16 protein-coding genes are annotated in these 14,453 nt (G+C 39.3%); all 16 read left to right on the top strand.

Annotated features, from left to right (window positions below):
* The first annotated feature begins 13 nt into the window (after positions 1-13).
* The 16 genes from spoIIIAE to argR all read left to right on the top strand — a co-directional run bounded on the left by spoIIIAE (position 14) and on the right by argR (position 14,447).
* Positions 14-1,204: a stage III sporulation protein AE gene (gene spoIIIAE, locus H0Z31_04755; protein ID MBO8176753.1), complete on the top strand. Its 1,191-nt coding sequence runs from the start codon at positions 14-16 to the stop codon at positions 1,202-1,204.
* Positions 1,205-1,216: 12 nt separating this feature from the next.
* A complete protein-coding gene (spoIIIAF, locus tag H0Z31_04750; protein ID MBO8176752.1) occupies positions 1,217-1,831 on the top strand; it encodes a stage III sporulation protein AF in 615 nt (204 codons plus the stop codon).
* 7 nt (positions 1,832-1,838) lie between these two features.
* Complete coding sequence (spoIIIAG, locus tag H0Z31_04745) at positions 1,839-2,498, top strand: stage III sporulation protein AG (protein ID MBO8176751.1); 660 nt, start codon at positions 1,839-1,841, stop codon at positions 2,496-2,498.
* The gene (locus H0Z31_04740; protein MBO8176750.1) at positions 2,498-3,031 is read left to right on the top strand and encodes a SpoIIIAH-like family protein; all 534 of its coding nucleotides are present in this window, start codon (positions 2,498-2,500) and stop codon (positions 3,029-3,031) included. The genes spoIIIAG and H0Z31_04740 overlap by 1 nt, the downstream gene beginning before the upstream one ends.
* Positions 3,032-3,293: 262 nt before the next feature.
* Positions 3,294-3,812, top strand: coding sequence for an acetyl-CoA carboxylase biotin carboxyl carrier protein (gene accB / locus H0Z31_04735; GenBank protein MBO8176749.1), 519 nt, complete (start codon positions 3,294-3,296; stop codon positions 3,810-3,812).
* 14 nt (positions 3,813-3,826) lie between these two features.
* Positions 3,827-5,179 carry an acetyl-CoA carboxylase biotin carboxylase subunit gene (gene accC / locus H0Z31_04730; protein MBO8176748.1) on the top strand — a complete coding sequence of 451 codons (1,353 nt, stop codon included), beginning with the start codon at positions 3,827-3,829 and terminating at the stop codon, positions 5,177-5,179.
* A gap of 19 nt (positions 5,180-5,198) precedes the next feature.
* Entirely contained in the window at positions 5,199-5,609 is a 411-nt protein-coding gene (locus H0Z31_04725) for an Asp23/Gls24 family envelope stress response protein (GenBank protein ID MBO8176747.1), read from the top strand.
* A 243-nt stretch (positions 5,610-5,852) separates the two neighbouring features.
* On the top strand, positions 5,853-6,248 hold the full coding sequence (nusB, locus tag H0Z31_04720; protein ID MBO8176746.1) for a transcription antitermination factor NusB: 396 nt from the start codon (positions 5,853-5,855) through the stop codon (positions 6,246-6,248).
* Between the two features lie 25 nt (positions 6,249-6,273).
* Complete coding sequence (gene folD / locus H0Z31_04715) at positions 6,274-7,128, top strand: bifunctional methylenetetrahydrofolate dehydrogenase/methenyltetrahydrofolate cyclohydrolase FolD (protein ID MBO8176745.1); 855 nt, start codon at positions 6,274-6,276, stop codon at positions 7,126-7,128.
* A gap of 164 nt (positions 7,129-7,292) precedes the next feature.
* Positions 7,293-8,660 (top strand): exodeoxyribonuclease VII large subunit, encoded by a 1,368-nt coding sequence (locus H0Z31_04710; protein ID MBO8176744.1) that lies wholly within the window; start codon positions 7,293-7,295, stop codon positions 8,658-8,660.
* On the top strand, positions 8,638-8,871 hold the full coding sequence (locus H0Z31_04705; protein ID MBO8176743.1) for an exodeoxyribonuclease VII small subunit: 234 nt from the start codon (positions 8,638-8,640) through the stop codon (positions 8,869-8,871). Before H0Z31_04710 ends, H0Z31_04705 begins: the two co-directional genes overlap by 23 nt.
* 23 nt (positions 8,872-8,894) lie before the next feature.
* The gene (locus H0Z31_04700) at positions 8,895-9,755 is read left to right on the top strand and encodes a polyprenyl synthetase family protein (protein MBO8176742.1); all 861 of its coding nucleotides are present in this window, start codon (positions 8,895-8,897) and stop codon (positions 9,753-9,755) included.
* Between the two features lie 733 nt (positions 9,756-10,488).
* On the top strand, positions 10,489-11,094 hold the full coding sequence (locus H0Z31_04695) for a hypothetical protein (GenBank protein ID MBO8176741.1): 606 nt from the start codon (positions 10,489-10,491) through the stop codon (positions 11,092-11,094).
* Positions 11,095-11,112: 18 nt separating this feature from the next.
* On the top strand, positions 11,113-13,005 hold the full coding sequence (locus H0Z31_04690; protein ID MBO8176740.1) for a 1-deoxy-D-xylulose-5-phosphate synthase: 1,893 nt from the start codon (positions 11,113-11,115) through the stop codon (positions 13,003-13,005).
* Positions 13,006-13,010: 5 nt separating this feature from the next.
* Positions 13,011-13,847, top strand: coding sequence for a TlyA family RNA methyltransferase (locus H0Z31_04685; protein MBO8176739.1), 837 nt, complete (start codon positions 13,011-13,013; stop codon positions 13,845-13,847).
* Positions 13,848-13,997: 150 nt separating this feature from the next.
* Positions 13,998-14,447: a transcriptional regulator ArgR gene (gene argR / locus H0Z31_04680; protein ID MBO8176738.1), complete on the top strand. Its 450-nt coding sequence runs from the start codon at positions 13,998-14,000 to the stop codon at positions 14,445-14,447.
* Positions 14,448-14,453: the final 6 nt, after the last annotated feature.

Genomic DNA, 14,453 nt, shown 5'->3' with positions numbered 1-14,453 from the left:
AAAAGAGGTGGGAATGTTGCGACAAAGGTATCGAGTCATAATCGTTTTATGGATATGCTTGTACCTTTCCTCAGCTCCCGTTGATGCCAAGAGTGATTCTTCACCTCCTGCTTCTCCATCCGAGTTAGTGACTCAACAAGTGGACGAGCTTGAATTAGATGAACTTCAGAAATATTGGCAGGAAATTATGGAGGAGTACGGTGGATTTTTGCCAGAAAGTCAAAAAGGAAGTTTAGTTGATTTTCTTAAAGGAGAAAAGAAGTTTTCATTAAAAGAATGGACCATCGGCATTCTCCACTACGTCTTTCAAGAGCTGTTAATGAATGGTAAATTACTTGGAATGCTCATTATGTTAACAATTTTTAGCGTCTTTTTACAAACTTTACAGAGTTCGTTTGAGCAAGGTTCTGTGAGTAAAACGGCGTACGCGATTGTGTTTATGGTGCTCATTATTATTGCGTTAAATAGCTTTCACGTTGCGGTCGAATATTCGATGGACGCCATTAATCAAATGATTCATTTCATTTTAGCGTTAATCCCTCTTTTATTAGCCTTAATCGTGTCTTCAGGGGGAATTGTATCCGCATCTTTTTTTCATCCTGTCATCATTTTCCTCATGAACGTGAGCGGTTTGTTTATCCAATTTATCGTGTTGCCTTTACTTTTTTTCTCTACTCTGTTAAGCGTAGTAAGTACATTGAACGACCAGTACAAAGTAACACAGTTAGCGAGTTTATTACGTAATTGGAGCATCGGATTGTTAGGCATTTTTATGACGGTGTTTTTAAGCGTTATCTCGGTGCAAGGTGTAACGACAGCTGTTAGCGATGGGATTGCCATTCGAACAATGAAATTTGTTACCGGAAATTTTGTGCCCGTGATCGGTCGGATGTTTACGGATGCAGCTGATACGGTCATTAATGCCTCGGTTCTTTTAAAAAATACAGTCGGTATTGCTGGTGTAGTCATATTATTACTACTCGCGGCTTTTCCAGCTATCAAAATATTAATGATCGCCTTGATTTATAAAGTAACAGCAGCTTTATTGCAACCAGTTGGTGGTGGTCCAGTTATTCAATGTCTCGATATTATTAGTAAAAGCGTCATCTATGTTTTTGCCTCCTTAGCTATCGTCTCATTTATGTTTTTTTTAAGCTTAACCATTTTAATCGCATCCGGAAATATCACGTTAATGGTTCGATAAGGAGTGAGGAAGGTGAATTATTTTAGTGCCTGGATTACGAACATTATTTTGTTTCTATTTTTAGCGATTGTTGTGGACATGCTCCTTCCAAACTCAAACATGAAAAAATACGCAAAATTTGTTGTAGGATTGCTTTTAATTATTATTATCATTCATCCGCTCATGAAGTTTTTTTCCGAAGACTTTAACGTGGAGAGTATACTTCGAGAGATTAATTGGGAGTATATGACGAGTGAAAAAGAGATGGAAAAATTAATTGAATTAAAGAAAAAAGAAATAGATGCCACGCAACGTGCATATATTTTAGAACAGATGGCTGTCCAATTACAAAAGTCTGTAGAGAAGGAGTTGATGGAGCGGTTTGAGGTAACGATATCGTCCATTGAAGTTATTCCAAAATCAGACGACCCTACCCAGCTTAATCAATGGGAAATGATTTCCATTCAACTTCAGAAAGCCAACGAATCGCAAGCAGCCTCGACAATCGAAATAGTCGAAATAAATACAGAAAGACCGTTAGAAAACGAAGTTGCGAAAACCGAAGCAATGGAAATCCAATCCTTCTTGTCCGACTACTTAGATGTACCAAAAGACATAATTCACGTTGTAGTAAAAGGAGGGGAATAAGACCAGAATGGGAGAGCAAAAAGGGCCGATTCCTTGGCTCAAAAAACTTTTGTTCCAATCGGATGAGAAGTCAAAAGGTGGTTCGAAGCTTCCTTATTTACTTATGATTTTTTTGTTTGGTATCGGGCTGTTTCTCTTTAATGAATTATTTACTGCAAATGTGGAACGAGCCCCTACGGATTCGGTATCTCCCGAATCAGGAGCGGGAGAGATAGAAGTTTTTGTAAATAAATCTTCGGATGAAGCAAAAACGATTCGCGATTACGAACAACATTATGAATCGGAACTAAAAGAAGCTCTAGAACAAATCATCGGGGTCGATGACGTCACCGTAGTCGTTAATATCGACGCTTCCGAGAAAAAAATCTTTGAGAAAAATGTATCCAAACAAGAAAAAGAAACAAAAGAGGCCGATCGAGAAGGGGGGACAAGAAACATTCGTGAATCCACAACGGACGAGCAAATGGTTTTCATACAAGAAGGAGACAAAGAAGTCCCGATTGTTCTCGAAACGAAAAAGCCGTCAATTCGTGGCGTTCTCGTAGTTGCGAAAGGGGCGGATAATATCCAGGTGAAAAAATGGATAATTGAAGCAGTAACCCGAGTGTTAGATGTACCGAGCCATCGAGTGTCGGTCATGCCTAAAAAATCGAAGGAGGAATCTTAATGTTATTAAAGAAGCAAACGGTATGGTTATTAACAATGTTAAGTCTTGTAGTCGTCTTGTCTGTTTATTACATTACGACACCTAATCCACAATCCAATATGACGACAGTTTCAGATGATCCATCTTCTGACGTAACAGATGTTTCCGATCAAGATGCTGAGGTCATTACAAATGCGGCCGGGGATGAAGTGTTTGAAGCCCTTCGCTTAGACTTACAAGACAAACGCAACGAATTACGTGAAGAATTGACCATGATTGTCGCCTCAGATGACGTATCTGCTGAAGAAAAAAATAAAGCATATGAGCAAATGCAACAACTAAATGAAATGGCTCAAAAGGAATTAATTTTAGAAACATTAATTAAATCAATGAATTATGAGGATGCACTCGTTCGAGTGGAAGGTAATAAAGTGCATATTACGGTCAAAGCGAAAGAGAGCTCTAAGGAAGCAGCAAACGAAATTTTACGACTTGTTCAATCAGAGCTTGGAAACTTACAAGTGGCATCTGTTCAATTCCAATCAGCCGAATAAAACAGAAGGCTCGTTCTATCATAGAACGAGCGTTTTTTTATTCAGCTGAAGGTCGGAAAACTGATGATAGATGATAAAAATGTAAAACACTTTATTATATTCTGAAAAAAATTGTTTTTATCATTTCCATTCCATACATTGAGTATTAAAATTAAAGTATAAGAGCTTTCAGTATACGGATATAATGGTATATTGAATTTTGATGAGCTATTATCGTATGATATTAGTAGTTAGTCATAAAAATTCTAAGGGGTGTCTATTAATGAAAGTACAAGAAATTCGCGAACTCATTAAGCTTGTAGATCAATCTAGCATTGATGAGTTTGTTTATGAAAATGGTGATGCAAAAATAAAAATGAAAAAACGCTCAGGAGTGACAATGGTTGAACAGGCACCAACACAAGCCGTACTAGCACCGGTTGTGCCACAACCAGTCCAACAACCAGCTCATGTTCAACCACAACCTGCTCCTGTTGAACATAAGGAACCAACTGTTGCGGAAGTGAAAGAAGAACAGAAACCATCTGTTGAAGATACAAATTTACATAAGATTACATCTCCAATGGTTGGAACATTCTATCAAGCGCCAGCCCCTGATGCGGATCCTTACGTAAAAGTAGGTTCAAAAGTTACAAAAGATACCGTTGTATGTATTGTCGAAGCGATGAAACTGTTCAACGAAATCGAAGCAGAAGTCGACGGGGAAATCGTCGAAGTGTTAGTAAAAGACGGTCAACTTGTTGAGTATGGACAACCATTATTCTTGGTGAAGCCAGAATAAGGAGAGATTTTTAGATGATAAAAAAATTACTAATCGCCAATCGAGGAGAAATTGCGGTCCGAGTGATTCGTGCGTGCCGAGAATTAGATATTGAAACGGTAGCCGTTTACTCGGAAGCTGATAAAGAAGCGCTTCATGTTCAATTAGCGGATGAAGCGTACTGTATCGGGCCAACCGCTTCGAAAGATAGTTACTTAAACTTTACAAACATTATTAGTGTAGCAAAATTAACAGGCTGTGATGCCATTCACCCAGGCTACGGATTTTTAGCTGAAAATGCTGATTTTGCTGAACTATGTAAAGAGTGTAATATTACTTTTGTTGGACCAAGTGCCGATGCAATTTCAAAAATGGGGACAAAAGATGTAGCACGTGAAACGATGCGAGCTGCAGGTGTTCCGATTGTTCCAGGATCGCAAGGAATCGTAAAAGATGCCGATGAAGGATTACGTATTGCGAAAGAAATTGGCTTTCCAGTGATTATTAAAGCAACAGCTGGTGGAGGCGGAAAAGGTATTCGTGTAGCACGTAATGAACAAGAATTAATTAAAGGCATCAATATTACACAACAAGAAGCAGCTACAGCCTTTGGTAATCCAGGCGTATATTTAGAAAAATACATTGAAGATTTCCGACACGTCGAAATTCAAGTGCTAGCCGATAATTATGGAAATGTCATTCATCTAGGTGAACGAGACTGTTCGATTCAACGTCGTCTCCAAAAGCTTTTAGAAGAAACACCTTCCCCAGCATTGGATGGAGAAATGCGGGCCCAAATGGGAGAAGCGGCCGTTAAAGCAGCAAAAGCCGTGAATTATTCTGGAGCTGGAACCGTAGAATTTATATATGACCATCATAATCGAAAATTTTATTTCATGGAAATGAATACGCGCATTCAAGTGGAACATCCAGTGACGGAAATGGTAACGGGCGTCGATTTAATTAAAGAACAAATTCGTATTGCTTCAGGTGAAAAATTATCTCTGAAACAAGAAGAAGTAACATTTACTGGATGGTCAATTGAATGTCGGATCAATGCCGAAAATCCCGAGAAAACCTTTATGCCATCTCCGGGGAAAATTAATATGTACTTACCGCCAGGTGGACTCGGTGTACGTGTTGACTCCGCGGCATATCCAGGATATACTATTCCTCCGTATTATGATTCCATGATTGCCAAAGTTATCTCATACGGAGCAACTAGGGAAGAAGCTATTGCTCGTATGAAACGGGCGTTGAGTGAATTTGTTATTGACGGCGTCCATACAACCATTCCTTTCCATTTAAAATTGTTAGAACATGAAAAATTTGTTGAAGGGGACTTTAATACAAAGTTCTTGGAAAAGTATGATATTATGAAATCATAAAGGGAAGGTGGTGTAAGACATGAGCGAACATTTAAATATTATTGATGTTAACCAAGAAAGTAATGAACTTGGAAAGATTGAAATTGCTCCTGAAGTCATCGAAGTGATTGCAGGAATTGCGGCAGCAGAAGTAGATGGCGTTTCCCAAATGCGCGGTAATTTCGCAGCAGGCGTTGTCGAACGTCTTGGAAAGAAAAACCACGGGAAAGGCATTAAAGTAGAACTTTCTGATGATGGAATTAAAGTAGATGTTTATTGTATCATGAAGTTTGGAGTATCCATTCCACATGTGGCTCAGCAAATTCAAGACAATATTCGTCAAGCGTTAATAAATATGACGGCACTTGAAGTAGATGAAGTGAATGTCCACGTAGTAGGAGTTCATTTCGATCAGCCGAAAGAAAATGATTTGCAAGATGAAGTAGAGTAAACATAGAACCAAAGGCTTTTTGGGCCTTTGGTTTTTCCATTTCGCTTTTTAGCCCCCCTTGAATGGTGAATGGAAAAACCGAACATTATGTTTAGACAGAATCAAAAATAACCGAAAATTACGAATGTTTCTCTCGCTGAATTTTATAAATTTTTCGTTTATCGGTGTGTAAACCGAACGAAAATTATGTTATTATCAACGTATATTCGTGTTTCGACAAAATTGCATAAAGGAGTACGGAAGATGAAAAGAAGAGTAGCTAGGGAAAAAGCTCTGCAAGCGTTGTTTCAAGTAGATGTGGGACAAGTAAATGCAGAAGAAGCGTTACAAAACGTCATCCAAAAGGAAAAAGCAGACGAATATTTAAAACAGCTTTTATTTGGAACGGTCAATCATTTACAAGAAATTGATGAAGTCATTAAGCAACATTTAGAAAAATGGTCGTTTGATCGTTTAGCGAAAGTTGATCGGAATATATTACGATTAGCGGTTTATGAAATGAAGTATATCGAAGACGTTCCGGTTAATGTAAGTATTAACGAAGCGGTCGAGCTTGCGAAAATATTTGGTGACGAGCGCTCAAATAAATTTGTAAATGGTGTTTTATCTAAAGTAAAAGAAACGATTCATTCCAATTAATTGTTTAAACAGGGGGGCATCGAACATGACGGCAAAGTTAATTGATGGAAAACAAATTGCGAGTAAAATGAGGGAACAAATTTGTGACGAAGTCGCTCAGTTAAAGACAAAAGGAATAACACCTGGATTAGCAGTTATATTAGTTGGTAATGATCAAGCTTCGAAAACGTATGTAACAATGAAACGAAAAACGTGTGTCGAGTTGGGGATGCACTCTGTCTTAATTGAATATCCAGATACAATTACGGAGAATGAATTATTAACGAAAATTCGAGAATTAAATCAAGATGAATCGATTCACGGGATACTCGTTCAATTACCACTGCCAAATCACATTCGTGAGGAAAAGGTTATTGAAACGATTTCACCAGATAAGGATGTTGATGGCTTTCATCCTATAAATGTAGGCAATATGGTCATTGGACAAGATGCCTTTTTACCATGCACCCCGTATGGTGTGATTCAACTGTTAAAGCACGAAAACATCTCTATTGAAGGAAAACATGTGGTTGTTATTGGACGAAGCAATATTGTCGGAAAGCCAGCTGTTCAATTGTTTATTCAAGAACACGCAACCGTTACATGTTGCCATTCACGAACAAAAAACTTATCTGAGATCACAAGACAAGCTGACATTTTAGTAAGTGCAGTTGGAAAAGCGAAATTGATTACTGCAGAAGATGTTAAAAAAGGTGCCGTTGTGATCGATGTAGGAATGAATCGTGATGAAAACGGAAAGCTTTGTGGGGATGTTGATTTTGAACAAGTTGCTCAAAAAGCTTCCTACATAACACCGGTACCAGGTGGTGTTGGGCCGATGACGATTACAATGCTCATGTATAATACGTTAAAATCGGCGAAGAGACTTCTTCACGTATAAATGTAACGTAAGCTGTCATCCCTTTAAGGATGGGCAGCTTTTTTATGTTTACAGGAGATTTTCATTAGGCAAGCGAACAAATTCCATGTACAATAAAAGTACTGTAATGAGTTCTGATAGATGTAAAGATTGCTCGTGTGCTAGAAGGGAAAAGGGGAGCGGTCATGAATAATCCAATCTATTTAACGGTAAGTGCAATTACTAAATACATCAAACGAAAATTTGATGCCGATCCACATTTAACAAACGTGTATATTAAAGGTGAAATATCTAATTTTAAACGTCATTCGAGCGGACACATGTATTTCACTTTAAAGGACGATAAAGCACGAATTTTAGCCGTGATGTTTTCTGCGTTTAATAGAAAATTAAAATTCGAACCGGAAAATGGCATGAACGTGTTAATTACAGGAGATATTACGGTGTACGAACAAGGTGGACAATATCAAATTTATGTAAAAGAGATGCAACCTGATGGTGTAGGAGAATTGTTTGTTGCCTTTGAACAATTAAAGGAAAAACTCCAAAAAGAAGGATTGTTTGCCCCAGAGCGTAAAAAGAAAATACCATCCTATCCTGAATCTATCGGAGTGATTACCTCCCCTACCGGAGCGGCCATTCGGGATATATTGACAACGATCAAAAGAAGATACCCTATTGCAAAAGTGACCATTTTTCCTGCTCTCGTACAAGGAGAACGGGCAGCACCTTCTATCGTCGAAGCTATTCGGCGAGCGAATGAATTTCCAATAGATGTTCTCATCGTTGGCAGGGGAGGTGGTTCCATCGAAGAACTTTGGGCTTTTAACGAAGAAATAGTCGCTCGAGCGATTGCTGAATCAACCATCCCAATTATTTCAGCTGTAGGGCATGAGACGGATTTCACCATTGCAGATTACGTCGCAGATTTACGGGCACCTACACCAACTGGGGCAGCAGAATTAGCGGTTCCGAATCTTGATGAGCTGATGGATAAAATTAATGTGCAGACAAATCGTCTCTTAAAAGCAATGCGGGAACGAGTGATTCAAGGAACTCATCGCCTTGAGAAGGTGAAATCTTCTTTTGTGTTTCAACAACCATATAAAATGTTTCTACCCTTTATGGAACGGTTGGATTATACACAAGAACGTTTAATTCGGGAAACGAAACAATTAATAAAAGATCATCGTCTCCAATGGGAGAAAATGACCGATCGGCTAAGATACCAGCATCCGCAAATGAAAATCATGCATGCGAAAAGAGAAATAAGTCAACATCAAAAATGGTTAATCAAAAACATGGTATCTATTCTCACACATCAAAAACAATTATTTCAAAAGCAGGTAGCTACACTTGATGCTCTAAGCCCACTGAAAATTATGAATAGAGGCTACAGCGTGGTGTATAACAAAGAACAAGCGATTGTGAAGCGAATAAAAGATGTTGCCAAAGGAGATCAAGTCACCATTCGGGTAACTGATGGACAAATTGAATGTACGGTACAATCAACGAAAGGAAGGGATTTCGATGAGCAACAAAAAAACGTTTGAAGAGGCGATGGAGGAACTTGAACAGATCGTCAATCAGCTAGAAAAAGGGGATGTTCCGTTAGAAGAGGCGCTTTCGATTTTTCAAAAGGGAATCGAGTTATCCCAATTATGTAACAAAAAATTAAAACATGTGGAAGAGCAGTTAGCGAAAGTCCTTACCGAAGACGGTACGTTAAAGGACTTTACAGTGGACGAGGAGGACCAACAGTGAGCGAACAAAATCTACAATCCTTTATGAGCACATATAAACCATTGATTGAACAAGAGTTAGAACAATCCATCAACCAGTTACAAGCTCCATCGATATTAAAAGAGGCAATGTTATACTCGTTACAAGCAGGGGGGAAGCGGATTCGCCCCATTCTTTTACTTGCAACTATAGAAGCTTGTGGAAAAGACCCGTCAATCGGCCTTAAAGTAGCTAGTGCTGTCGAGATGTTACATACGTATTCATTAATTCATGATGATTTGCCAAGTATGGATGACGATGATTTACGGCGCGGAAAACCGACAAATCATAAAGTATTTGGTGAAGCGTTTGCCATTTTAGCGGGTGATGCGTTATTAACGTATACGTTTCAGCATCTAGCTGATATTAATGAGCTAGAGCCAATAACTCGTGTCCAACTCATTTCCCATTTAGCAAAAGCGGCTGGTCCTGAAGGAATGGTCGGTGGTCAAGTTGCCGATTTACAAGGAGAACAAAAGCAACTGACTTTGCAAGAATTGGAGTATATTCACCTTCATAAAACAGGAAAACTCCTTGCTTTTTCAGTCATCGCAGGGGCGCTAATTGCTGGAGCAGACGAGAACTTATTACCGAAATTCGAACAATTTGCGTTCGATATTGGAATCGCTTTTCAAATTCGTGATGATATATTAGATATTGAAGGCGAAGCTGAAAAACTAGGGAAACCAATTAATAGTGATGTCCAAAAACAAAAAAGTACATATCCATCCCTTTTAACGCTAGACGGAGCCAACAAAAAGTTAATTGATCATCTACATTCTGCGAAACATTTGTTGGCAGAACTTCCGATTGATCAAGCGATTCTACTTGAAATTACCGAGTTGATTGGCAACCGTGACCATTGATAGTGTTCCTATTTGTAAGAACATTTGTTTTATGCTATAATTAGGACACATGAGTAGGGATGGTGCAGTATTCTAGTCAACCTACCAGTTCTGAAGGTGGGCCTAAAAATCCACTAAAGGGCACATCGATGAAGTTCCTTGTTCCGGCTTGGGGCGCCCAGCCTTGGGTCGGAGCTGGGAGTAAGGGTGAAGGGCGATCCACAAAGGCATGTGGGCGTTGACCCTTCATCCGCGGAGGCTCTAGATCCGAAAGGACTAGAGTATGAACCTGCGATGTGATCTGATCACGGGATCACTAGCAGCGTAGCCTGCCTTGAGTGAAGATTGAGGGGATTATGGTTATAAAAGTATTTATCAGTTGGCCATTGATAAGTACTTTTTCGTCCATATGAAATCATCTTTGCAAAAGAGGCTAGGAACTGGTTAAAGGTTGTTGAGGAAAACTCCTAGACTGTTCCATGTGGCGGACATATAAAGGGGATTACAGTGCGGACTAAGTGGCAATCCAGTCTAGCCGATGGCGACACGGCTAAAATAGATTTAAAGGGAAACCGCCAGGGTGGTGACACCCGGTATCTATTTGGGAAATCCTACTGGACCTAAGCCGCAAACTTTACCCTTTATATGACCATCCCGTAAGAGTTTGATAAAGACATGTCCGCTTAGAAAGCGGACTTATTCTATATTTAAGGTGTTTTTATACATAATTAAAGATGGTGAGACGAAAAATAATATGAAAGAATTATTAAAAACTTCCTTTAAATGGGCGATTAGTATAGCGTTCATTACTTTTATTTTGGCCGCTCTTTTTTCGATTACATCCAACATTGTGTTAAACGGAGTGTATTGGACGACCGGTTTGTTGGTTGTCCTTCTTATTGTGTTTATTGGAATCTTTTTTGATATGATTGGCATCGCCGCGACAGCTGCCGATGAAGTACCGTTTCATGCGATGGCGTCTAAAAAAATTTACGGGTCCAAGCATGCGATTCGTCTTGTTCGCAACGCCGATCGAGTCGCAAGCTTTTGTAATGATGTTATCGGTGATATATCCGGAATTATTAGTGGGACAGCCACTGCCATTGTGATTTTTCAGTTAGCTATGGAATTACAACAGAACGGATCAAACGTTTCGGAATACGTTATTAATGTACTTTTTACGAGCGTCATTGCTTCCTTAACTGTTGGTGGAAAAGCGTTTGGGAAAACGCTTGCCATCCGCTATTCCAAAGAGATTATTTTTCGAGTAGGAAAACTGTTACAATTTTTTGAGGATAAGTTTCATATCGTTATAATTAAAGAAAAAAAACGAAAAAAATCACGGAAAAATATTCAGTAACGAAAGTGAGTGATCCGTGTGGATTTATTGTCAATTCAAAACCCTTCTTTTTTAAAAAAAATGACCAACCAGCAATTAGAACAATTAAGCGAAGAAATCCGCCATTTTTTAATTGAAAAATTATCGAAAACGGGCGGTCATATCGGACCGAATTTAGGAGTTGTAGAGCTAACGATTGCGTTGCATAAATGTTTTGACAGTCCTCAAGACAAAATTATTTGGGACGTCGGACATCAATCGTATGTCCACAAAATATTAACCGGTCGTGCAAAAGATTTCGATACGTTACGCCAATATAAAGGACTTTGTGGCTTTCCGAAACGGTCGGAAAGCGAACATGACGTATGGGAAACGGGACACAGTTCCACCTCGCTTTCCGCGGCGATGGGGATGGCGATTGCCCGGGACTTAAAGAAAGAAAAGTCGTATATCGTTCCGGTAATTGGTGACGGTGCTCTTACTGGAGGTATGGCGTTAGAAGCGTTAAACCATATTGGTCATGAAAAAAAAGATATTATTGTCATTTTAAATGATAACGAAATGTCTATAGCTCCTAACGTTGGAGCATTGCACAATATTTTAGGACGCCTCCGGACAGCTGGAAAATATAATTGGGTAAAAGATGAACTCGAATATTTACTTAAAAAAATACCAGCTGTCGGTGGTAAATTAGCATCCACTGCGGAAAGGTTAAAAGATAGCTTAAAATACTTACTCGTATCGGGGATGTTTTTCGAAGAACTTGGATTTACGTATTTAGGACCTGTTGATGGCCATTCGTTTGAAGATTTACTTGAAAATATTCAATATGCCAAAAAAGTAAAAGGCCCGGTTCTTCTTCATGTGTTAACAAAAAAAGGAAAAGGTTATCACCCAGCCGAAAATGACAAACGTGGAACATGGCACGGTACCGGTCCATATAAAATTGAAACGGGTGATATTATCAAACCGGTAAACGCACCACCGGCTTGGAGTAAATTAGTAAGCGACACGGTCCAAAAGCTCGCTCGAAAAGATGATCGTATCGTTGCCATTACCCCAGCGATGCCTGTTGGCTCAAAATTAGAAGAGTTTGCAAAGGAGTTTCCTGACCGCATGTACGACGTCGGTATTGCGGAACAGCATGCGGCTACGATGGCAGCTGGGCTTGCCACTCAAGGTATGAAACCGTATTTAGCCATTTATTCGACGTTTTTACAACGGGCGTACGATCAAGTTGTTCATGATATTTGCAGGCAAAATTTAAATGTTTTTATTGGCATTGATCGCGCGGGCCTTGTTGGAGCTGATGGAGAAACGCATCAAGGGGTATTTGATATCGCCTTTTTACGCCATTTGCCAAACATAGTATTAATGATGCCCAAAGATGAAAATGAAGGACAACATATGGTGTATACAGCGCTTAACTATGATGATGGACCTATTGCAATGCGTTTTCCGCGCGGAAATGGCTATGGGGTACCGCTAGATGATCAGTTGAAAGAAATTCCGATTGGTTCATGGAATGTGCTAAAAGAAGGAAATGAAGCGGTTATTTTAACATTCGGAACGACAATTCCAATGGCATTAGAAGCGAGTCATTTATTAGAAAAGCAAGGCATTTCCGTTAAGGTCGTCAACGCTCGTTTCATTAAACCAATGGATGAAGCTTTACTAACTGAAATTTTGGAACAGCAGCTCCCAATTTTAACGATTGAAGAAGCTGTTCTCCAAGGTGGATTTGGTAGTGCCGTTCTTGAATTTGCTCAAGAAAAAGGGTATCATAATGCCGTAATTCAGCGGATGGGAATTCCAGATCGCTTTATTGAACATGGAAGTGTTAAGGAACTTCTCCGTGAAGTTGGATTAACGGTTGATCATATTGTGGATAAAATTTTAACAATGACTCCAAAAAAGCAAAAAAGGGCTTAGGAAAGATGAGTGGAAAGAAAGAGAGATTAGATGTATTACTAGTTGAAAGAGGATTGTTTGAATCAAGAGAAAAAGCAAAGCGAGCCATCATGGCTGGGCTTGTTTATACGAAAGAAGAACGACTCGAAAAACCTGGAGAAAAAGTGAGTATAGATATTCCGCTTGAGATAAAAGGAAATGTCATACCGTATGTTAGTCGAGGAGGGCTTAAACTCGAAAAAGCACTCCAAGTTTTTGATGTTGATCCAAAAGGAAAAATTATGATCGACATTGGATCTTCAACTGGTGGATTTACCGATTGTGCATTGCAAAACGGAGTAGAAATGAGCTATGCCATTGACGTTGGCTATAATCAGTTGGCATGGAAGTTACGCCAAGATTCACGCGTCAAAGTGATGGAAAGAACCAACTTCCGTTACGTCACTCCAGCTGATTTAGACGGTCCAATGCCAAACTTTGCCACCATAGACGTTTCCTTTATTTCATTAACGCTTATATTACCTGTGTTAAAACAACTACTTGTTCCTCAAAGTGATGTCATTGCATTAATTAAGCCACAGTTTGAGGCAGGAAAAGAACAAGTTGGGAAAAAAGGGATTGTGCGCGATCCGAAAGTGCATGAAGAAGTGTTAAATAAAATTTTAACGTTTGCTCAACACGAAGGCTTTTCCGTCGAAGGACTGTCATTTTCACCGATTACAGGTGGAGACGGAAACATCGAATTTCTTGCCCATCTCCGCTGGAACGGGGAAATGAGAGGAACTAGTTCAGAAAACGGATTCGATTCAACGCGTATCGAAGAAATCGTGCGTCAAGCACACGAAGAATTAAAAAAAGCCTAGTAGGTAGGGTCCAGCGTCTTGCTTGGATCCTCTTCTTATTGGAAAAAGATTCTTTTCGAAGTCGTGTACAATTAGAGGAAAATAGGCTAATATAAACGTAGAAGTATATTTATTCAACTGGACAATTTAAACACAATGAGGTGTAAAAACATGAATAAAGGTCAACGTCACATCAAAATTCGGGAAATTATCGCCAATCATGAAATTGAGACACAAGACGAATTAGTTGAGCGATTAAAAGCAGCAGGGTTTAATGTTACCCAAGCGACCGTTTCACGCGATATTAAGGAGTTACATTTAGTGAAAGTTCCGTTAAATGATGGACGTTATAAATATAGTTTGCCTGCCGACCAACGATTTAATCCTCTACAAAAACTAAAACGTGCGTTAACAGACGCCTTTGTAAAAATTGATTCGGCCGGTCACTTGCTTGTCATGAAAACGTTACCAGGAAATGCTAACGCGATTGGAGCGTTAATTGATAATTTAGACTGGGACGAAATTCTTGGAACGATTTGTGGAGACGACACTTGTTTAATTATTTGTCGGACACCGGAAGATACAAAAGTGCTTTCAGAACGGTTCTTAGACATGCTGTAATTTCGA

Origin of the sequence: Bacillus sp. (in: firmicutes) (assembly GCA_017656295.1) — a bacterium.
In the GTDB taxonomy this organism is placed as follows: Bacteria; Bacillota; Bacilli; order Bacillales; family JACDOC01; genus JACDOC01.
Note: the sequence above shows the minus strand (reverse complement) of the source record. Positions and strands in the feature narration are given on the sequence as shown.

Bases quoted from the DNA above. Each gene is read 5' to 3' on its own strand.
- H0Z31_04725 (MBO8176747.1), top strand. From the start codon at position 5,199: ATGAGCGAACATTTAAATATTATTGATGTTAACCAAGAAAGTAATGAA.
- argR (MBO8176738.1), top strand. From the start codon at position 13,998: ATGAATAAAGGTCAACGTCACATCAAAATTCGGGAAATTATCGCCAAT.
- accC (MBO8176748.1), top strand. From the start codon at position 3,827: ATGATAAAAAAATTACTAATCGCCAATCGAGGAGAAATTGCGGTCCGA.
- accB (MBO8176749.1), top strand. From the start codon at position 3,294: ATGAAAGTACAAGAAATTCGCGAACTCATTAAGCTTGTAGATCAATCT.
- H0Z31_04685 (MBO8176739.1), top strand. From the start codon at position 13,011: ATGAGTGGAAAGAAAGAGAGATTAGATGTATTACTAGTTGAAAGAGGA.
- H0Z31_04695 (MBO8176741.1), top strand. From the start codon at position 10,489: ATGAAAGAATTATTAAAAACTTCCTTTAAATGGGCGATTAGTATAGCG.
- H0Z31_04700 (MBO8176742.1), top strand. From the start codon at position 8,895: ATGAGCACATATAAACCATTGATTGAACAAGAGTTAGAACAATCCATC.
- H0Z31_04710 (MBO8176744.1), top strand. From the start codon at position 7,293: ATGAATAATCCAATCTATTTAACGGTAAGTGCAATTACTAAATACATC.
- spoIIIAE (MBO8176753.1), top strand. From the start codon at position 14: ATGTTGCGACAAAGGTATCGAGTCATAATCGTTTTATGGATATGCTTG.
- H0Z31_04740 (MBO8176750.1), top strand. From the start codon at position 2,498: ATGTTATTAAAGAAGCAAACGGTATGGTTATTAACAATGTTAAGTCTT.
- H0Z31_04705 (MBO8176743.1), top strand. From the start codon at position 8,638: ATGAGCAACAAAAAAACGTTTGAAGAGGCGATGGAGGAACTTGAACAG.
- folD (MBO8176745.1), top strand. From the start codon at position 6,274: ATGACGGCAAAGTTAATTGATGGAAAACAAATTGCGAGTAAAATGAGG.
- spoIIIAG (MBO8176751.1), top strand. From the start codon at position 1,839: ATGGGAGAGCAAAAAGGGCCGATTCCTTGGCTCAAAAAACTTTTGTTC.
- nusB (MBO8176746.1), top strand. From the start codon at position 5,853: ATGAAAAGAAGAGTAGCTAGGGAAAAAGCTCTGCAAGCGTTGTTTCAA.